The organism is Pseudomonas sp. MYb60 (assembly GCF_002979555.1).
Taxonomy (GTDB): domain Bacteria; phylum Pseudomonadota; class Gammaproteobacteria; order Pseudomonadales; family Pseudomonadaceae; genus Aquipseudomonas.
The window spans coordinates 79,857-99,345 of the sequence record NZ_PCOZ01000013.1; the positions used below are offsets into that span (position 1 = coordinate 79,857).

The window sequence follows — 19,489 nt, forward strand, 5'->3', positions numbered from 1 at the left end:
TTAGCCGCAAAGCACTGCGGCGCGTACCGGATCAATGGCTACCAGCGCCGCCAGCAAGGTTTCCATGCGCCGCGCCAGGGTGGGTTTGTCAGCATCATTGCGCTGGGCTTTCGCCCGCAGCAGTTTGAGCAGGCGCGCCTTGACCTCGAAGTTCAGCTCGGGCTCCCACTCGGCCAAGGCCTGGCGTTGCGCCGTGGCGTCCAGTTCGGCCAACAGGTGGATGGCCAGATCGCTTTTGGCATACTGCTCGGCAACGCGCGCCATCAACAGGCGCAGCAACCAGCGTTGGCGCCCGGTGTGGATACCGGGGCGTGCGGCCAGCCAGGCCAGTGCCTGATCCACGCCGTCGCTGTCAGCCTGGGCCACGGCCTCGCCTTCCAGGGACAGGATGTCGGTATCGCCAGTGGCCGGTGCCGCCGAGGGTACAGGTAACCATTGCTGGGGCTGGTTGCCGCTGACGTGCTGGGCAATCCACTCGCGGGTGGTCTCATCGGCGAAGGGGCTGCCGTCGCTCCAGCACAGCACGTCCAGACCCGGCAGGCGCTCAAGGAACATGCCCAGGTCACGCTTGGCGATATCGGCCCAGCGATCCTGCGGCGCGGGTTGTTTGCTCAGCGCCTGATACAAATACCACTGCAAGTCTAGCCAGAAATGATTCACGCCCTCGGCATAGATCCGCTCGACCTGCTCGATCAACTCCGTCCAGCTCTGTTGCAGGTACAAACGTTTGAGCTGTGCCCGGTAGTCACTGCGCGGTGGCGTCAGGCGCGTATTGTTGTTCGTATCTTGCGGTGGGGCCTGATGCACCGTGTCCCAACGCAAGCTCTTCATCAGACGATGAGCCGCCAGCCAGCCCAAAGGTTGGTCACGCAGGTACCCCGCCAAGGCCCGGCCGCTGTCCAACAGGTCGCGCCCGGACTTGATCTGCGGCGCTGGCGCCTGTGCAGTCGCTTCATGGCTGGCAGTATTTTGCGGCACCAAGGCGTCCATGCCACCGGACTGCGCCAATCTCGCGGACAGGGCGGCATACAGGGGTTCCAAATTTGGACGCTGATCCTGCGGCCACGCACCCAGCCCGCGCTCCAGCCAGGCGAGTGCTGCGGCAGTGCGCTCGGCCTCGGCCTTGACCACTTCCGGGTACAGCGACAGCGTGTCCAGCACCTTGCCGCCGGCCAACCATTCCAGGGCCATCTTGCGGCTGTTGGGGCGGATAGGCAGCACCGCGTCGGCGAAGCGTTCCACCAGCGCGGCCAGCAGGCTGAGGCCATCGGCCAAGCCGACTTCACCGTCCTTGTGTAAGCGTGCCCACAGGTAATAGGTGGCAACGCGCAGGTCCTTGCAGTTATGAATCAGCAGCTTTTCCGCCAGTTGGGCAACCTGCTCAGCATCGGCACCGGAGAGCTTGTTGACCTCTTCACGCATGCGCTGGAAGTCATCATCGTAGCCAGGGTCTTCGCCGACGGGAGAGTCGGTGCTGATGGGGTGCATCCAGGGTTGCCAGTGGGCGGCTTGCTCGCGGGCGACGGACAGCGCGTCGCGTTCTCCCAGGCAGCGGGCGATCACGGTGCGCAGGCTCATGGGAAACTCCCCTTCTGCGCATAAGGCGTTTCGGCGGCGTTCTCGCTAAGAAATATCTGCGGGGGCAACTTGAAGTCCCTCAGTTTGAGCAACGCCAATGGCCCGGCATTCAACTCGGTCCGCAGGTACCAAATCAGGTTCAAGCCGTCGGGGGCCTTGAGCACCATGCGATAGCGGCTGTCCCCGTCGTCCAATGGCGTGACCTTGGCTTTTTCCAGCAAACGGATCAGACCCCAGGTGCCGGGGTAATCGCCGAACAACCGCTCGCCGGCCAGCAGGCTGGTCCAACTCAGGCTGACGCCGGGATAGTCACTACGCCCCGGCCAGTTGAACCGCTGCCAGCTCTCCTTTTGGTTGAAGTACTGGTGCTTGTCGCCGTTGAGGATGAAGGTGGTTTGCACCACATCGCGCACGGGCTTGCCTTGCAGCTCAAAGCTCAGCCCCATACCCCCATCGGTGTAGAGCACATCGGCCAGGTCGCTGAGTTGATTGATGGCAGTGAGAAATTGCGGGTTGAAGCGCAAGCCTTGGCTGTGGCGGGGATCGGCCACCCAACGGTTACCTTCCTTGCGCAACACGCCACTCAACTGCCGCTGCAAAAACTGCTCGATGCGGCCGGAGTCTGCGCGGATCATCTGGCCCAGCATCGGTAAGGACGCATCGCTGGCAGTGGCTGTAAACGGGTAGCGGCTGGCGAAAGCATCGTCCCAATGGCTGACGATCGAGCGTTGCCACTGGCTGTTGATCCCAGCGGCAGACGGTTGCAAGACGCGTTGCCAGGCATGTTCCAGCGGCTGCACGAACAGCGTTTGCGCCGCCCCGCCCCACTCTGCCCCCAGGCTGGCGGCCATCAGGCTGCCGTAGGATTGGGTGTCGGTCAGGTCGATGCTCTTGCCTTGAAACACGGTCTGCGCCAGTGCCTGGGTCATTTCCAGCGGATCGGCCGCCGTGCTGACTTGCTGCAACTTGAGGCGTACCCGTGTTACCCGTGTGAGGAATGCCTGGAGGCTCAAGCCTTCAGGGCTGTTCTTGCCCTCCGGGCCTTTGCCCAGCAGCGCCAGCAACGGGCCGAAGGTCGCGTCCAAGGGGCTGTTGGGTAGGTGGGCCAGTTGGTCGATCAGCGGGGCCTTGTCCTGCCCGATCAGCTTTTGTGCGGACTTCATGAGCGAGTCGGCCAGCGCCTGGGTTCGAGTGCCCGCCTTACCGTGATAGGCCACGGTATTCATCAGCGCAATCAGTGGGGATTGGCGCACATCACTCATCAGCGTCAACTGGTCAATCACTTCGGCGAGGCTCCCGGCCTCCTGCCAGCGCAGGCTGTTGAGCAGATCCAGCCAGACAATGGCGTAGTCCTGAAAGTACCGTTCGGTAAGACGCTCGCGGAGCTGGTCCGGGCTCAAGCGGGTGTCGATGTCGGTGGGCTTATCGCTGAGTACCCAGTCGATTTCCTCGCGGCGGGCCTCGGCGATCTCGTCGATGGCTTGGCGCACCTGGCCCTCCCAGGCCTGGCGGGTGAATACACCCGGCACGCTGGCATCGGTGGAGAACAGGGCCAAGGCATCGGTGTCACCCACCAGTTGGTGAAGGCCCAACTCCGGGTAGTGATTGGCGACCTCATTGAGCACTTGTTGGTACAGGCTGGCCTCAGCATTGCGTTGGCCCAACTGGCCGAGCAGTACCTGCCGAACTTGCGCGACCAACCTGGGGTCGGCCTGGATGCGCCAGGCCGGGTTTGCGGTCAGGTGTTCGCCATAGAACCGCCACAGGTTGGGCGCCAGGCTTTGCCAAAGCCCTGGTGATACGCCTGTGGGTGTAGGCTCAACGTCGCTCAGGGTTGTGACCAAGAGGCTGGCATCGGCTTTTTCCGGGCGCGCCATCATCAAATAGGCTTTGAGCTGGGCGTAGGCATCACGGGCACGTTCAGCACGCTCGGGGCTGTCCGGGGCCAGCCTGACCAGCGCGTTGAGCTGTTGGCTCAGTGTTGCGGCGGCCGGGTCGCGGATCAGGCGGTTGTTGGCCTCGACATAACGTGGCCACAGCGTTTCAAGCAGTGCTTGATTTTGGTTCAAGCCGAAGCGTTGGTACCACGGAGCGCCGCCTTGGACGCGATCATCCAGGCGCGCCAGCTCGCGAACCAATTCATTGAGGGCCTGGAGTTGTTCGTCAACTTGCGAGGAATGTTGCAGGGCAGCAAGTGAGGTATGTATCTGGGCGATCTGCGCGCGATTGCTGACGAAAGACAGCAGCAGTCCGGCGCCCCACAGCACGGCCAATCCCAAGGCCAGCGCATAGGTGATTCGGTGTGCGCCCCAGCCCAATCGACGGCCACTGGCCGCTTTATCGTTGAGAACGCCTTGCCAGGCCGTATTCACCGGCCAAAAGTGTTCAAGCGTGCTCTCGATACGCGGCACCGGGAGACTGAACCATAGGCCGCGCAACGGTACACCGCTGGAAAACTCGCCCAATAGCGGCATCAGTACCTGGCGCCAACGGGCAATGCCCTCAGCCTGCAAATCGCGGGACAGCCGCAGGAGGAAGTCATGGGTCACGGCAACGTGCATTTGCGCCAGGCCCGCGCAGCGCAAGGGGTCGAGCAAGCTATCCAGACTGTTTTCTAGAATCAGGGGGGTGACACGTGACGGCAGCAGGCAGCCCACGGGTTGGCTATCGCGCTCATCCTGAGACCATGCACTGTCGCCCACCTGCCACAGGTGCAACCGCAACTGCCAACGCAACGCACGGGCCAGGTTTTGCAGGCGACGGGCACCGGCGCTCATGGCCGCGGCATCGGTGCATTGGTCTTTGCTCAATGCCCAGACCACCCCATTAAGTGCACGCCTGCGGCACAGGCCACGCCACTGCAAAAGCAACGCGTCTTGGGGTTCACCTTGGACGCTGCCGGCCCACAGCAGCACGGTGTTTTGCCCTTCCAGCCAACGCTGCTCGCTCAACCCTGGGGCAATCGCCTCGATCTGCTCTGGTTCACCGACCACCAACAAGAGTCGAACTTTGCGCCGCCAGAAGAAGCCATGGTGTTCGCTCAGATCTATGAGCAGCTTTTCCCATGGAAGGACATTTCCTTTTGAAGGCGTTAAAGCTGGAGTGTTCAGATCGTCGCCAATGGCTTGCTGATACGACGAGCCGACAACCCTGCGTACCATCAATTGAAAACCACCCAGCATTGCCAGTACTAAAAGAGTCACCCCTACGGTTACTGACCACCAAGTAGTTTGCTCATCTCGCCCAAGACGCATACCTAACAGTTCGGGCGACCACCACACTAGCAAGCATACTGATATAGCTACCACCAACACCAAACCAACAAAACCCCACCACCATCTCGAACGACGACTGTTCATCAGATTTCCCTAGCTCATAGAGGGTGGCATGACCACCGAGCACCAAAGCCGCGATCCGGCGGTGCTATCTCCACTGAAGATGAAGTGCGGCTTGTCTTCTCCGCGAATTAATTCCACCGCAACAGCTATCGCTACCCAGGGCGCCGCGCACTGCGGATTACCCAAACAGGCATCCAGGTCATGTAAGCCTTGTTTGTGTTCTGCGAGCAAAGGCGCTGCAGCAATTGCCATCGTGATCGCCGCCCTGCGAGCAGGATCGGCTCCCACAACCCAGGCATGCCCAATCGACAATGCCTGAACCGGAACCCAACCAAGAGCTTGGCTGGTTGCGTAGAGCAAACTCTCAGAGGTTGGTTCACGCTCCTGTTCAGGACGATGCAGATAAGCCTTCGGCTCCAGCAGGGTTTGAGTTCTACGATTGCCAAGTAACAACCCCACCACTGCTTCAGCAGTGTCTTGTGCTACAGCAGGAGCAACCTGAAACGCCACCACTAGCAATAACGCCTGATCGTTAACGCGTGCATCCAGCCAAGCATCGACTACTGACAAACCGGTGCCTTCAATTCGTGTGACTGCCTGTCGAATGCCAGACTCAGACCAGGCCTCCTGCCACAGCTCGCTCAAGTTTCTTTCGGGAATGCTGCTGCTCATATCCAACAACAACGCCAGCGGCTTATCCTCTGGTAGTTGCTTCAGCACCTTGGCGATATCAATCAGCACCTGCCGCAAGACTCGGCGCAGTAATATTTCAGGTGACTCACCTTGCTCAGGTGGCAAGCGACTGTGGCGAATCCTCTCTTTACTGACCAGCCAATCAGGCTGGACATTCAACACTTTCGTGCCCTTGTGCAACCCATCCCGCTGCACCTCGCGGCTTTCTGCCCCCTGCTCACGCAATGCGGTATACAGGCTAACCGCCAACACTTGTTGGGATCGGCGTCCCCTACGCACTTTTTGCATATGATCCGTTTCGCGCTCGTCATTCCAAGCATCAACCACAGAACACTTACCGAGATATAGCGCAGCACGTACTACGCTCAACGCACACCAAATTCCAAACGGCACACCCAATGCTATCAACCAAAATCTATTTGGCTGATGAGTAAAAATGTCACCTGCCAACCACACTGTCAGCGCCAGTCCCAATAGCAACAATAGGCCCAGCAAAAGCAGCCAACGCCACACACGCGGCGCTGCGGGTGCGATCATAAGAGGAGGGATTTTGTCCAGTTTGACCGGCACGATTCAGCTCGCTGCCGCATTGGGCAAAGACGACATCAAGGCGCAGCCACAGACGCATAAATGCCCGTGAAAAGCTACCGAGACACCGTTGTCCCGAAAAGTCGGATGCCCCTCGGCAATCACTGTGCGACCGTGGCCAGGTACTGGACAACTGACCGGATCACCTACCCGTGCGGCACCGATACCGCCAAATCGCATCCCTGAGGAACCGGATAGCACCGTACCACCGCCGGTGTTTGTATCGCCGATCCTGATAACTCCCTTCATTGGTGAAACTCCATGCACGACCCACCATCGGCCCGTGAAATCAGCGTCCACGTCACTAACTGTTCGTGCTTGTGTGGCAGATGTTGACCTTGTTGCAGATCGATATATTCAAACCCTTGGCGGCCGAACATTGACCATTTACCCGTGTATGGCGCAGGTTCACCTGACAGCCTGGTGATAAAAGCGCCATCCCGGCAAATAAACTGCGCTTCGCGCTCGGGCCAGGAATACAACTCCTCCGGTTCCCCGCGAGGAAAGAAGCCTCGCTCTGGCACTTCGATAAATTCACCTTCCACACGGCGGATAAGCGTCCAGCCGGTTTCGACCCAACGAGTTTCCTTCCAGTCATAGGCACGTTTGCCTGTATCACTCACAAAATCGCTGCGCCTAAGGCCTTGCCTCGCTTCAATACCGCCTTCGAAACTGTTTGGGTACAACAGACAAGCTGCCGCAAACTCCACATCGGGCAAATAAATACCTATTTGCGCTGCAGGTTGATCTATTTCTAAGCGAACGCGTGGGTCAAGTTCATAACGAGGAATGCGGCGGGGTAACTCCTCAACCTGATACAGGCAACCTTGACCGTTATACGTCAATGCACCTTCACTCCAATCTCCTCTGGCAGTGGACCCAAGTCGCTCATCAAGTTTGGTCGCCCTCTTTTCCGTCAGTGAAATGATTCTTTCCTCCTCCTCGGTCATCCAGTCGGACCAGCATTCACGAATACCTCGAGTGTTGGACCTCATTGCACGCCCGGCATTGAAGGCCAAGGGGTCGTTATGGGTGCGCTGGATATAGGCATTGATGTAAAAGTCACGATCAGGACGGATATTGGGCAGCACACGGCTACCCCAGACCACATCACCTTGTTGCCATTGCGGCTTGCTACGCTGGCGGGGGTCGAGATTGCTTTGTAAACGAGCGTAGGCGGCTTCGTGCGCATCAATCCATTCGATGATTGCGTCACGGGTAGCTGCGAAGTGTTCGGCAGAGCTGAAGGTTTCCAGCAGGTAGCATTCGAGGGGGTGTAGAACGGCCATTTCAGTGCTCCTTATTGGGTTCAGGCATACGCCACTTATGGGTCAGATCGGGCAAACCCAAGAAGGGTTTTATGGGGTCAAGATCGGGGCTGGCAGTACCATCGTCGTAGCTCCAGCCGGTCCTTTTCCGGGCACTGACGAATTTTGGATCAAGCTCATACGGATTCAGAACGATCTGCTGACGACCGCCCTCCAATTTGTAGCGGGGGTCAGCTTTCAGTTCTTGGGTTCCTGCTCGCCCCTCCCAAACCTTGAGGGATTTGCCGGGCGGCACGGTATAAAGGACGTATTCACCATTCTCGTTCCAGTGCTTCCAAACTGCATATTCTCGCCGCCACTGGCTTTTGGTCTTCAACGCCTGAAACTCAGCTTCGCGCATCCAGCAAATACTGTTGTCGCCGGAACTGGGGTCTACCACACGATATAGACGGGCTCCTGGTAAGATCTCAGATGCTTCCAATGATGCGTCGAAAGTTCTAAAGGCGTTTTCCAACCCTTTATGCTTGGATGTTTCGCTAATATCCGGCCAGCCAGCGTTAATCCTATTCACGGCATCCGGCGGCAATACTTCAAGGGCAGGGTATTTCGCCTTCGTAACTTTATCCACCCAATCCGGCTGTTCCCGCCTCATCAGTTCAAGCTCAGCATCCGCACGACTCCCTAACACATGCGCATTGTTTCCCGGTCGGGCGCGATAGGCGTTATCGCCTTCTACGCGTAAGCGGTTGATGATCTGATCTACATAATTCTGCGCTGGCTCTAACGCCTTTGTTATACCATCAGAGGCCTTCCCCCGAACGTCAACGAGCATTGCCCACATTCGTTCTACTGGCGCCTTTAATGAGTCCGGCCCCCACTTCACAACCGAATCAAACATTTCGCGTGTGACGCGCATGATCTCATCCAATCCCGCCAGCAGCTCTTTCACTGTCAGGCTGGATTTAACTTCATCCAATTTTCCAGCCAGATAGTGATAGGGATTATTAATCTTCATCCATGCTAAGGTTTTCCGAACTGCTGGATTATCCAAATGCTGCCTCAGCAACACCATCACCTGATCGAGTACAGAAACATCCAGGCGCCGTACCGGTTTTAGTGTTTTAAAAAGATACTTGCGCAGGTACAAAAATAGAACCTTAAAACACCCTTTTAGCAAAGAGCCCAATGACGGAATCAAGCCAATCAGCGTAAGTATCAAGGCCACCCATGCCCAAGTGTCGTCACTTTCCTTGCTTACCTTTCGACAATTCGCAATCAAATCACGCACGTCACCTATTTGATCCACGAGTGGAATCATAAAAATCAAAGTGCCAGTGACCACCTGTGCAGTACTTGGATTCTCGTGAAAATCTCCTTGCAAAGTCTCCCAAAACCAGAGCCACATCGCCTTGAGACCTGAAGGCGCATCCTGCGGAGGAGCCTGATAGAACGCTAAGGCATTTTGCAATTCCTGATTCATGCGTTTACCACTATCACAGTAGACATAGAACACATTGACGCCGTCATTCACTTGAGGACGTCAAATTAATGTACATCAGGCTCGCTTCCACAAACTCCAGGCTTTAAGCGCTTCAGACCCAACCACAAAAGCAGCTACCAACAGACCGGGCAAATAGCCCGCCACCACTAACAACAGCCAAACTGATGGATAGAGAAAGAGAACGCGAAACGGGATTTGTGCAAATGCGAGATACCGTGCAGACCTATAGCCGCAAACAAATAACACCCCACTTAGTACAATTGATATTTGCAGTCCCCAAGAAAGAAGCCCCATCCCCATCAGTAATCCACCAAGTTGATCGCCCAATCCAATCACATGAGATAGATCTGTCAGGTATGGGAGACGCCCCTCTTTCCAACTACTCAAGCTGTACCAGAGCACATAGAAAATGTCCAAACCACCCCATACCCGCAATACATTTGCTCGCGAGATACTCACAATTGCGCTCCATTTTGCTCGTAGACCGTATCAGCTGTAGGTGGCTGCCAATACCAAGACTTACCTGACGCCTGCCAACTGTCATTACCTTCCAGATATGTTTGTTCGATGCGACGCTGCTCCCCGTACTGGCGTATAGCAGACGTCTCGGCAAGGTGCTGCTCTTCTTCTCCCAGTGGCTGCCACACTTGAATCATAGTGCGCTTAGTGCGCTCATAGTCCTTACCGTCCGAACCAAATACTCGGCCTGTATCTCCCATAGAGGTCAAGCGATTAAGGAACATCTGTCCGACATTACGCCCACCGTGGTAATCGACTTCTTGAGTCACCCATTTGCCTGCCCCACGTGGGCTTACATTTGTGCCTTCCGGCACTAGTGCCGCCTGAAGCAACGTATAGGAAGGCCAAGGCTGATCGAGCTCGGGCTCAGGAAGCTGGTATTGCACGCTCGCTGGACTATCCGGTACAGGACTGTGTATCGCATGACCTTGCTCATCCAACTTTCCTTGCAAGACCTGGCCGTTCTCGAAAGTCACAACGTAAGGCACGCCTGCTATCGGTTTTGCCACTCTATCGTACAAGTTTAAAATCAGCGTGTTCGGCTCATCACCTAAAGGTCCAGCCAGAAAAGGGAGCGTCTCATCCAACTGCCCTACTGCTTGAATGTAATCAAAGTTAGGAGACTTGATCTCAACTTCACCAGGCGAGCCTATTTCAATACGATACGGGTCGATGGTGATGTAGTTACCACCCGAGCTAATAGTTATTTTCTTTTTAGCAGTAATTCTTATTTCGTCTTGGGTGCTGCTGATATCCAGCCCTTGGCGAGACAACAGCTCCATTCGATCATTCTGCGCCTGGATTGAAACAGCCCCCTGATTAGCAACGAAATTCAGCCCCAGCTTTTTGGCGAATAATCCAATAGCTTGGCCTGCTGTTATCGTAAAACGCTTAACCACACTAAAGTCGGTGTTGTTGTTCACTGCACTAAAGGTCTGTCCCGCAGCCAACTGTAAATTTTCCGGAGTTACCAAGGCTATGCCCGCAGGAGCGGAGACGAGAAGGCCGGACTCCTTCAGTTGCCCTAATACATCCTTGAGTTGCTCCGGCACCATAACGTCAGCCTCGAGAGCTCCGGCAGCTGCGGCATTGCTCGCCAATCCCCGCACGCGCTGGAGTGCCTCCTCCAATTGCGCCAAGGCCTCACGCATACTGAGCATTTCCCCTTGCGCTTTCGACTGTTTATCAGCACTGATGAAAATCCCTCTCCCGGCACGAATGGCCGCATGCCCATCGGTGCGCAGTTCCGCGCCCTCCCCGCGGGGTTGGCGCTCGGCATCGACCAGATGGCCGAGGTTGAGCTGGCTCTTGCCGCTGTGTTCGGTGCTGAGCTTGAGGTGCTCCTGCCCGCGGGTGTCGTCCATGCGCAGTTTGTTGTTAGCCGGGGTGCGCAGCACGTTGCGCTTGTCGTTGCGCAGGGTAACGTGGTCCACATGCTGGCTGTCGTGCAGGGCATGGGCGATGTAGGGCCGGTCCGGGTCGCCCTGCTCGAAGGCCACCGCCACTTCGGTGCCTGCAATCAGCGGTAAATGCAGGCCATGGGTGTCGCCGGCGTAGGGCCGGGCCAGGCGTAGCCACATGCTTTCTTCACCGGCCTTCCAGCTGTCGCGATCGAACAGGAAATTCACCCGGTAGCGCCCTTCCAGGTCGATATGGGCGTAGGGGTCGTTGGCCTGTGGGCTGGTGACGCGCGCTGGGACGGTGCCGGCGATTTGTGGTTTGGCGGGCACGGCCGGACGAAAGCAAACGGTTTCTGAATAGGGCATGGCCTGAAAAGTGGCCTCGAAACTTTGGTCGCGGGCAGCTTTGGTGGTCAGGCCGGTGATCACCGCGCCGGGCGTGAAGGCCTGGGGCGCGCCGCCGGAGACCTTGAGCACTTGGCCCGGCGCCAGGGTGGCGCTGCTGCTGATGCCGCTGAGTTGGGTCTGCCCGTTCAGGTAGCGTTCGTGGCGCAGGCGCGCATAGAAGTAGCCACTTTCGCCTTCCAGGTCTTCGTCCTGGGACTGCGCATCGCCGAGTACGCGGTAGGGTTCGGCATAGTGATAAGCCTCGCCGTAGGTGGTGGTCGCGCCCCGGCTCTGGTCGATTTCACCACTCAGGTGGGCGCTGGCATCGCGGTGCTGGTAGGCGCGAAAATGCACCTGCTGTTCGACCACGGCGTGGCTCGATTGCAGTTGCCAAACCGCATCCTGGCCGCTGCTGCCCAGCCCGGATTGCGGGCGAAGGGGCAGCTCGATGTCGAACTGATAGAGGCGTTGATCGTCGCAGAACTCCACCACATCAATGCCCAGGCGTTCGTCGCTGGTAAAGCGGTACCAGATGCCAACCTCGGCCAGCAGGCGGGCAATAAAGGCCAGGTCGCTTTCGCCGTATTGCATGACCTGTTCGCGCTTGGGGTATTCACGCTTTAGGCTGAACAGAAAGTCCTGGCCTTCCAAACCGTGGCGGTTACGCAGAATGCTCTCGACTATCTCCGGCACTGATTGGTGCTGGTAGATACGGAACTGCCGGCCGCGACCGAGCAGGGCCAGGCGTGGCTGCAGGGTGATCGCATAGGTGGCCTGGTCGTTGGAGCCAGACTGGCGTTTGAAACCGGTGACCACACCCTGCAGGGTGCGCAGCGGTTTGACCTCCGGTGCGCTGAGCCCGGCGACCGGCAGCTTTTGCGGTGCGGCGTGCAGGCTGAAACTGGCGCCCTGGCCGAGCATACTTTCCGCAGCCAGCTCACGCTCGGTGCTGGTGAATTCCACGCGATAGCTGAAGGGTTGGCTCAGGTGTTCTTGACCCTCAAAGGCCAGAACATCGAGCCTTGCCTGGACATTGCGCACACTTAGGGTGTGCCGGCTATGGTCGAAGAAGTTTTGCAATCCGCTGGACATGCTCACACCTCCAGGGCGACGGGCTGAGCCGTGTCTTGAACATCGGTGAAATGCAGGCTGATACCGTCATCGTCGCTGTAGCCGAGCCTCACGCCGTGGGTGCGTTGCTGCGCCGCGCGGCGTTCCAGCAGCTGTTGACTGAGTACGGGCAGGATTTGCTCGTTGAGCAGGCTGTCGATGTTGCGGGCACCGGAATCGGGCAGCAGGCAGGCGGCAACCAGTGCGTCATTCAGGGCGTCGTCAATCTGGCACGCCAGGCCGTAATGGCGTTGCAGGCGCTTGGCGACCTGGGCCAGTTTGATCGCCACGATGCACTTGAGTGCATCGGCTTGCAGCGGGCGGTAGATCAGGGTTTGAAAGCGTGCCAGCAACGCGGGTTGGAAATGCTCGCGCAGGATGGGGCGCAGCAGTTCATGCAGCACGCTGTCCGGTGCATCCGGTTGTTCATGCACACAGGTTTGCAGCAGGTCGCTGCCGAGGTTGGAAGTCATGAGAATGATGGTGTTGCGAAAGTCGATCTCGCGCCCTTCACCATCGCGCATGAAGCCGCGATCGAAGACCTGGTAGAACACATTCAGCACGTCACGATGGGCCTTTTCCACTTCGTCGAGCAGCACGACGCTGTAGGGCCGTTGACGCACGGCTTCGGTGAGCACACCACCCTGGCCGTAACCGACATAGCCGGGCGGTGAGCCTTTGAGTTGGCTGACGGTATGGGCTTCCTGGTACTCGGAAAAGTTGAGGGTGATCAGCGATTTTTCGCCACCGAACAGGCTGTCCGCCAGGGCCAGGGCGGTTTCGGTCTTGCCCACGCCGCTGGTGCCGACCAGCAGGAACACGCCCAGCGGCGCCTTGTCATCGGTGAGGCCGGTTTTGGCCGCCCGCAGGCGCTGGGCCATGGCGCTCAGGGCCGACGCCTGCCCGATGACACGCTCGCCTAACTGCTGCTCCAGCATCAGCAGATTGGCCTGTTCATCCTTGAGCAAGCTGCCCAGTGGCACCCCGGTCCAATCGGCAATGACTTCGGCCACGCTACGCGCGTCGACATCCAGCGACAGGAGCGGCTGGTTGCCTTGGACATCGCTCAACTGTCGTTGCAGTTCCTCGCAGGTCTCCCGCTGCAGCGGCTGCGTTTGACGCGCATCGATCAGTTGCTGGGTCAGGTCAAGTTCTTGCCGATACTGCTGCTCCAGACCGATGTATTGGCGTTGCAGCTCGGCATGTTGGGCGGCGATCACCGCCAGACGCTCATCGGCGCCATGCCCGCCAAGGCGCTGATCCTGTTCCAGGGCTTGGCCCTCCAGTTCCAGGGCCACTTGCCGGGCACTCAGGCGGATCAACGCCTGCGGTTCGCAGTCCAGGCTCATACGCACTCGGGCGCTGGCGGTATCCAGCAGGTCGACGGCTTTGTCCGGCAGTTGGCGACCGGTGAGGTAGCGCCGCGACAGGCTGACCGCAGCCTGCACGGCCGCATCCTGAATGTGCACGCCATGGTGGGTGGCGTAGCGCCCTTTGAGGCCGCGCAACATCAGGCTGGCGCTGGCATCGTCCGGCTCATCGACCTTGACCATCTGGAAGCGCCTTTCCAAGGCCGCGTCGCGCTCGAAATACTGCTTGTACTCGCTCCAGGTGGTCGCAGCGATGGTGCGCAATTCACCACGGGCCAAGGCGGGCTTGAGCAGGTTGGCTGCGTCGGCGCCGCCAGCCTGGTTGCCGGCGCCGATCAGGGTGTGGGCTTCGTCAATGAACAACAGCACCGGTTGTTCGGACTGTTGCACGGCGTCGATCACGTTTTTCAGCCGTTGTTCAAACTCGCCTTTGACGCCTGCGCCAGCTTGCAACAACCCCAGGTCAAGGGTGCGTACACTGACCGATTTGAGACTGTCCGGCACCATGCCGTGGGCGATGCTCAACGCCAAGCCTTCGACCAGTGCTGTTTTGCCGACACCGGGCTCGCCCACCAGAATCGGGTTGTTTTTACGACGGCGGCTGAGGATGTCGATGACCTGGCGGACTTCGTCGTCACGGCCAAACACCGGGTCGATCTGCCCTTGCGCTGCCTTGGCTGTGAGGTCATGGGTGAACCTGTCCAATACCGCCTGCAACGCCTCCACTTTTTTCGTTGCGCTGGGTGGGAGTATGGCGAGCTCACCTGAAGACGTTTCGGGACTGCCCGACGCAGCTGAAGCTTGCACCTCGGGGCGTTCCTCGGACGATTGATCCAACAGCACCAAGAGGCGCTGCAACTGAGCCTCACTGAGGCTGAGCAAAGGCCAAGCGGCTTCACACACCAGCAAGCTGGGCGTTTCCATCAACGCGCTCAGCAAGTGTACGGAACGCAGGCTGTCGTTGTTGTCGTCCAGCGAGGCCCGCAACCAGGCGTTTTTGATCAGTTGCTGCAATGGCTTCGACAGCTGCGGCTTGCTCTGTACGCTTCGTGGCAGACGGTCGATATGCTCCAGCAGCCCGTACCACAGCGTCTCCATATTCCATTCGTAACGACGCGCGATCACGGTCAGGTCACCGTCCCCCTGTCCCAGCAACTTGAGCAGCCAGGGTTCAATGGTGATCTGCGCGTGCGCCCGGTTTTGGCACAGCGAGGCCGCTGCACTCAATGCCTGGGCGCAGTAGGGGTTGAGGCGGCGAAGCAAGCGAGTGGAATTGGGTGCCATACGGTTACATCCTTGTTCGGGGATCTGGGTGTGTCGTCGATAAAACCAGCCGGGGTTCTGCAACTCGATGTGTTTGGCTGAACGCCCGCGAACGGACGCTCAACCCAGCACACCGGCAGCCAGCAGGCGAAAGCACGCCTGCGGCCCCATGCGTATCACGCGCTTTGGCGTTCGTTCCACGAATCGGAGTGGATGATGTTGCCGTCCTTGTAGGTCCAGGTGACCTTCTCGTAACGCAACTCGACCTGCTCCAGGTGGTTGTGCTTCTCTTTGGCTGGGTCTTTGACGTCGTGCATTTTCGGTGCGACTTTCACCACCTTGACGTTTTCCAGTTTGGTGATGAAATACTCGACTTCTTCCCCGGCGTCGTCGATGCGATACCACTTGAACTCAGCACTCTTGAGGGTTTGCCCGGTGGTCACCGCCTTGTAAAGGTAAGGGCTGGACGAATCGATTTCCTTGGAAAACAGAAACGGGGTGTGTACGCGCGTGCCGGTCAACTTGCCGGTGTTGTTGTCGGTGGGGATGTACAGGCTGTGGTCCTGGGCAACCACTTCGATGCTGCCTTCTCGCTTTTGCACGTCCACCGAACCTTTGATGCTTGCGCCGCCGTCGTCTTGCAGCCAGAGGTAAACGGGAATTGCCATGTGAAGCTCCTTTTCCTGGAAATTTAACTGTCGCGGGATGCGACAGGGGGTTGCCTGTCCGGCTCCGCGGTAGAGAGCACACACGCCCCTGCCTCCGGTACCAGACGGATATCTACGCGGCGATTGGCTGCACGCCCCGCTTCGGTGTCGTTACTGGCGATCGGCTGGCTGGCGCCGAAGCCCTGCACCGCAAAACAGCTGTCGGGCATGCCGCCCATCTGCTGCATCCAGGCATGCACGGCGGCGGCGCGGGCGTGAGATAGTCGAAGGTTGTTATGCGAGTCGCCGGTAGCGTCGGTATGCCCGGCGATCACGATCAGCCAGCCTGGCTGCGCCTTAATGCCGACCAGAGCATTGATCAGGACTTTGGTCGAATCCGGCATGAGCTGGGCACTGCCGGTAGCGAACAGCGACAGGCTGTCCAGCCGTACGGGGTTGGCAATTCGCGTGGGCGGTGTGGTCGACGGTGGCTCAACATGCGCGGCCAGCACTGCCAGCAGCGGCGCGCGCAGGCGTTCGCCGCGGTACAGGCCCAGGCCGAATGCCAAGGGCACGCCGTGCCGGTAGTAAGCGTCCAGGCGCTGGGCGTCCTGGCGAAGGACGGTCACGGCGTCTTCACGCCAAAGAAACTCGCGCTGCTCACGCTGGGTCGGCTGTGGAATGGCCGCATAGCGCCGTACATCGTCACTGACCTGACGCACCAACAAGGTGTTCTGCCACGCCGAGCTTGCGAGTGCGACTACACCTGCGACGGTGAACAACCACAGGGCAGCGATGCTTGCGCGGTGCACCGGGGAGCGCAGCGGGCCGAGGGGGAGCAGGCTGAGCAAAGCGTCCGGGAACGGTAAGACCGCATCCGTCACGGGATGCCTGTGGTCAGTGAGCGCCACTCTACTGCGCAACCATTGCTGCCACAGGCTCCCTTTTACGGCATGAGGCAATGCCGGTACCAACTTGACGGCGCAGGCCGTAGTCAAACCTGGAGAGCTGCGAGTGCCGAGGTGTGGCAGCACGGCGTCATGCAGCCAGGCCACAACGCTGTTCAGCTGTATGCTCGCGTGCATCCGGGCCGCCTGTATGAACGAGCCAGTGGTTTGCTGCTGCCACTCATCCAAGCTGACGCAAGCACCCGCATCACGCACACGGACGTCGGCCTGGCCGTTGTTCCAACCGAACCAAGGCTCCTCGCCCTGCAAGGTTTGCAGGTAGCTCACCAACAACAGCGGCAGCGCAATACCGCGCTTGCGTGCCAAGGCCAACTGGTGATTGAAGGCGCGCAGTTGACCGGCGAGGACGGCGCCATCGCTATGGGCGCCGGGGTTGACGGTGAACATCACGCCAAGTTGCCCACCCCAGCCTGGGCGCAAGGCCAGGACGCTATCGGTGACGGTCGGCAGCTGCTTCAGGCTGGGCACGCGCACATAGCAACCTTGCTCGGTGACACGCAGGGCCAAATGCTCGGCTGGAACAGTGCCAAATAGGCCCTCCAGGCCATCACCGCAGACCAGCACTACAGGGTGACGGAACGACGCCGCAGGCAAGGCCATGTTATCGGCCAGCCGCACCGACCCGCGCTGGCGTTCGACACGGCGACGCAGCGATAGCCAGGCCCACGCTACACAACACACCGCGATGAACACGCCGAGGGTACGTAGCCATATCGCGAGCGGAATGATGACCAGCAAAGCAAGGACCAGTGCCCCTGCCCACAGGTAAAGTATTCGATACAGGTTGAAGGTCATCTGGCCCTCACACCTGATCAGGCAAGAGCGAGGCAATTGCGCCGCTCAATAGGTAATCCAATCCCCACCATGTGGCCGCAAGCAACATCCCTACGGCCACTACATGGACCAGAGGTGATCGCAGCCAAGCCAGGCCTGCGATCAGCTCACGGCCGTTCGCCTGCGTTATCAGGCTTTGACTGACCTGAAGTGGGGTGATCCGTGCACTGAGGTCAACCAATAACTGCTCACGCTCGGGATCACTCAGATCACGATAGCGCCCACGAAACCCCAACATCAGTACCCGTTGAAAGGCCGTCAGCACCTGCCGATCGGGCGCAGGCTCGCGCAAGACGTCGCGCATGTCCTCGTACAGAAACTCGCCCGCCTGATGGCGATTGAAGAACTTGGTCTGCAATGGTTCACTGGCCCAGGAGGCGTGCGCGTCACCGTCGGCGCAAGTGAGTACGGTTTCATCCAACAACGCGCACTGAGCATGACTGATGTGGTCTATGCTGCGTTGGCTCAGGCCCGCCAGTTTCAACTGCTGCCGAACGTGTTCAACCTGCTCAACACAAAGTTGCGACAGGTCCTGGCTGCGCGGCACGGAGGCGCCCTGGCGCAATTCGACCACCAACAGGTAGGTGTCCTGCAACAGCGCATCAATATCCACAGCCTTTGCTGTGTGTTCTTTGGAAGCCGTCAGGTTCATGAGCGCAGCACCGCAAACAGTTCAAGCTTCACGTCGGCCAAGGTACTTGGCACATAGAAAGCGCATACCCCTTCGTCCAGCACCGCCCGCCCCTTGGAGTGATCAAGGTCCAGCGCGAAATACTGGTTTTCCAGACGCAATGGAATCGCCGCCGGTACATGGCTTAGGGATTGCAGCGGAACACCGTCAAGCGCCGCGTTGACCAGGTAATTGACCTCGTCCGGCGTACCGATTTTGCACAGACGTGGGAATTGATCCTGCAACTGCGCCGCCGGTAGTCGGCAGCGCACAGATAGGTAAAAGTCAGCGCCGTCACGCTCGCGCAGACGAGGATCATTCAACGTGACCTGCCAACGATTGGCGCCATGCTCCTCCAGCTCCAAAGCAATGACCCGCGACGGCAGGCTGGCTTCCAGCAGCAAGGAAATGGTGTGCATCAATGGCGGGAACACCGCCCCCAAAGACTCGTGCCGGTAGGCTGGAATCTTGTCGATATCGTGCTCCAGTGAGAACGTCAGCAGACTGCCTGCCAGCTTTATCAACTGCTGATAGACCTGCTCGGGGTGCCGTGCGGGAAACGCCTGAAGATCCTCCAATACCGGCTGATAGGTATTCAAGGCATTAAGCAACCAGAACAGCGATACATCAGCCACAGCAAAGTCGGCCATGCGCTGGTTGCTTTCGCGGCGCATGCCCATAAGCCGTTGCCGCTTGGCCGATAGCTGTGTCAACAGGTTGTCCAACTGGCTCAACAACCCCGCATGAGCAGCGAAACTCAGCAGCGGTGGAACATAGGCCGGATCGAGGCTCCAAGCGCCCTGCCCATCACGCACCAGGCGCGCGATTGGGCAGGTCAGGTAATCGGCATTGTCATCGCGATGCAGGCGCAGGCTCAGTGCGTGCTCCATCACACCAATGGACTGAACCTCATCTGCATAGACGTCTTGTACCTCGCGCCACGACTGGCGATAGCGCATCGGCCGATCAACTCTGCCACCCTCAAATAGGCAGTTGTTGCCGTTGGCCTGCTCCAGCGGCAAGGCCAAAAGCAACAAAGCCTCCTGATCGTCGTCAGCCAGCAACTGCGCCAACTCCAAGGCAGGAGGCAGACGGTCCACCTGCTCAGTGTCAATCCACGTGCCATCTGGCATTCGCATGCGCAGTTGAGTCGCCTTGAGTTTGCCCAGTCGCAACGCCTCCGGGTCAAACTCAACGGCCTGGACACCCCAAGGGTGCGACAGGGTCAGTTGAGCGAGTCGCTCGTTAGTCCAAGCCTCCCAGCGCGCCTGCTGCTGGAATTGCTGCGGACACAGCAACGCCCCGGCGGCCCATAGAGGGCGATCGATCTTCATGGCATCGTTTCCCTACGACTG

At 58.9% G+C, this 19,489-nt stretch carries 13 protein-coding genes; all 13 read right to left on the reverse strand.

The genetic code is table 11. From position 1 onward, the window contains the following. On the reverse strand, window positions 1-1,578 hold the full coding sequence (gene tssA / locus CQ041_RS20115; protein ID WP_105524202.1) for a type VI secretion system protein TssA: 1,578 nt from the start codon (window positions 1,576-1,578) through the stop codon (window positions 1-3). Further along, complete coding sequence (locus tag CQ041_RS20120) at window positions 1,575-4,937, reverse strand: ImcF-related family protein (protein WP_371923029.1); 3,363 nt, start codon at window positions 4,935-4,937, stop codon at window positions 1,575-1,577. Before CQ041_RS20120 ends, tssA begins: the two co-directional genes overlap by 4 nt. 9 nt (window positions 4,938-4,946) lie before the next feature. Beyond that, complete coding sequence (locus tag CQ041_RS20125) at window positions 4,947-6,179, reverse strand: hypothetical protein (RefSeq protein WP_231501141.1); 1,233 nt, start codon at window positions 6,177-6,179, stop codon at window positions 4,947-4,949. A gap of 3 nt (window positions 6,180-6,182) precedes the next feature. Beyond that, window positions 6,183-6,446 carry a PAAR domain-containing protein gene (locus CQ041_RS20130; protein WP_105524204.1) on the reverse strand — a complete coding sequence of 88 codons (264 nt, stop codon included), beginning with the start codon at window positions 6,444-6,446 and terminating at the stop codon, window positions 6,183-6,185. Further along, a complete protein-coding gene (locus tag CQ041_RS20135; protein WP_177429406.1) occupies window positions 6,443-7,486 on the reverse strand; it encodes a type VI secretion protein ImpA in 1,044 nt (347 codons plus the stop codon). The genes CQ041_RS20130 and CQ041_RS20135 overlap by 4 nt, the downstream gene beginning before the upstream one ends. A gap of 1 nt (window position 7,487) precedes the next feature. Next, window positions 7,488-8,945 carry a hypothetical protein gene (locus tag CQ041_RS20140; protein WP_105524205.1) on the reverse strand — a complete coding sequence of 486 codons (1,458 nt, stop codon included), beginning with the start codon at window positions 8,943-8,945 and terminating at the stop codon, window positions 7,488-7,490. Between the two features lie 75 nt (window positions 8,946-9,020). After that, window positions 9,021-9,425, reverse strand: a complete 405-nt coding sequence (locus CQ041_RS26245; protein ID WP_146116086.1) for a hypothetical protein — start codon at window positions 9,423-9,425, stop codon at window positions 9,021-9,023. Then, window positions 9,422-12,364 carry a type VI secretion system Vgr family protein gene (locus CQ041_RS20145; protein ID WP_105524206.1) on the reverse strand — a complete coding sequence of 981 codons (2,943 nt, stop codon included), beginning with the start codon at window positions 12,362-12,364 and terminating at the stop codon, window positions 9,422-9,424. Before CQ041_RS20145 ends, CQ041_RS26245 begins: the two co-directional genes overlap by 4 nt. A gap of 2 nt (window positions 12,365-12,366) precedes the next feature. Continuing rightward, window positions 12,367-15,036 carry a type VI secretion system ATPase TssH gene (gene tssH, locus CQ041_RS20150; protein WP_105524207.1) on the reverse strand — a complete coding sequence of 890 codons (2,670 nt, stop codon included), beginning with the start codon at window positions 15,034-15,036 and terminating at the stop codon, window positions 12,367-12,369. Between the two features lie 155 nt (window positions 15,037-15,191). Next, window positions 15,192-15,683 (reverse strand): Hcp family type VI secretion system effector, encoded by a 492-nt coding sequence (locus tag CQ041_RS20155; RefSeq protein ID WP_065952232.1) that lies wholly within the window; start codon window positions 15,681-15,683, stop codon window positions 15,192-15,194. Between the two features lie 23 nt (window positions 15,684-15,706). After that, window positions 15,707-17,425, reverse strand: coding sequence for an OmpA family protein (locus CQ041_RS20160; RefSeq protein ID WP_105524208.1), 1,719 nt, complete (start codon window positions 17,423-17,425; stop codon window positions 15,707-15,709). A gap of 7 nt (window positions 17,426-17,432) precedes the next feature. Next, complete coding sequence (gene tssL, locus CQ041_RS20165; protein WP_105524209.1) at window positions 17,433-18,116, reverse strand: type VI secretion system protein TssL, short form; 684 nt, start codon at window positions 18,114-18,116, stop codon at window positions 17,433-17,435. Next, the gene (tssK, locus tag CQ041_RS20170; RefSeq protein WP_105524210.1) at window positions 18,113-19,468 is read right to left on the reverse strand and encodes a type VI secretion system baseplate subunit TssK; all 1,356 of its coding nucleotides are present in this window, start codon (window positions 19,466-19,468) and stop codon (window positions 18,113-18,115) included. The genes tssL and tssK overlap by 4 nt, the downstream gene beginning before the upstream one ends. Between the last annotated feature and the right edge of the window lie 21 nt (window positions 19,469-19,489).

Excerpts from the sequence above, each read along its gene's own strand:
- tssA (WP_105524202.1), bottom strand. The coding sequence starts at position 1,578 with ATGAGCCTGCGCACCGTGATCGCCCGCTGCCTGGGAGAACGCGACGCG.
- CQ041_RS20120 (WP_371923029.1), bottom strand. The coding sequence starts at position 4,937 with ATGAACAGTCGTCGTTCGAGATGGTGGTGGGGTTTTGTTGGTTTGGTG.
- CQ041_RS20130 (WP_105524204.1), bottom strand. The coding sequence starts at position 6,446 with ATGAAGGGAGTTATCAGGATCGGCGATACAAACACCGGCGGTGGTACG.
- CQ041_RS20135 (WP_177429406.1), bottom strand. The coding sequence starts at position 7,486 with ATGGCCGTTCTACACCCCCTCGAATGCTACCTGCTGGAAACCTTCAGC.
- CQ041_RS20140 (WP_105524205.1), bottom strand. The coding sequence starts at position 8,945 with ATGAATCAGGAATTGCAAAATGCCTTAGCGTTCTATCAGGCTCCTCCG.
- CQ041_RS20145 (WP_105524206.1), bottom strand. The coding sequence starts at position 12,364 with ATGTCCAGCGGATTGCAAAACTTCTTCGACCATAGCCGGCACACCCTA.
- tssH (WP_105524207.1), bottom strand. The coding sequence starts at position 15,036 with ATGGCACCCAATTCCACTCGCTTGCTTCGCCGCCTCAACCCCTACTGC.
- CQ041_RS20155 (WP_065952232.1), bottom strand. The coding sequence starts at position 15,683 with ATGGCAATTCCCGTTTACCTCTGGCTGCAAGACGACGGCGGCGCAAGC.
- CQ041_RS20160 (WP_105524208.1), bottom strand. The coding sequence starts at position 17,425 with ATGACCTTCAACCTGTATCGAATACTTTACCTGTGGGCAGGGGCACTG.
- tssL (WP_105524209.1), bottom strand. The coding sequence starts at position 18,116 with ATGAACCTGACGGCTTCCAAAGAACACACAGCAAAGGCTGTGGATATT.
- tssK (WP_105524210.1), bottom strand. The coding sequence starts at position 19,468 with ATGAAGATCGATCGCCCTCTATGGGCCGCCGGGGCGTTGCTGTGTCCG.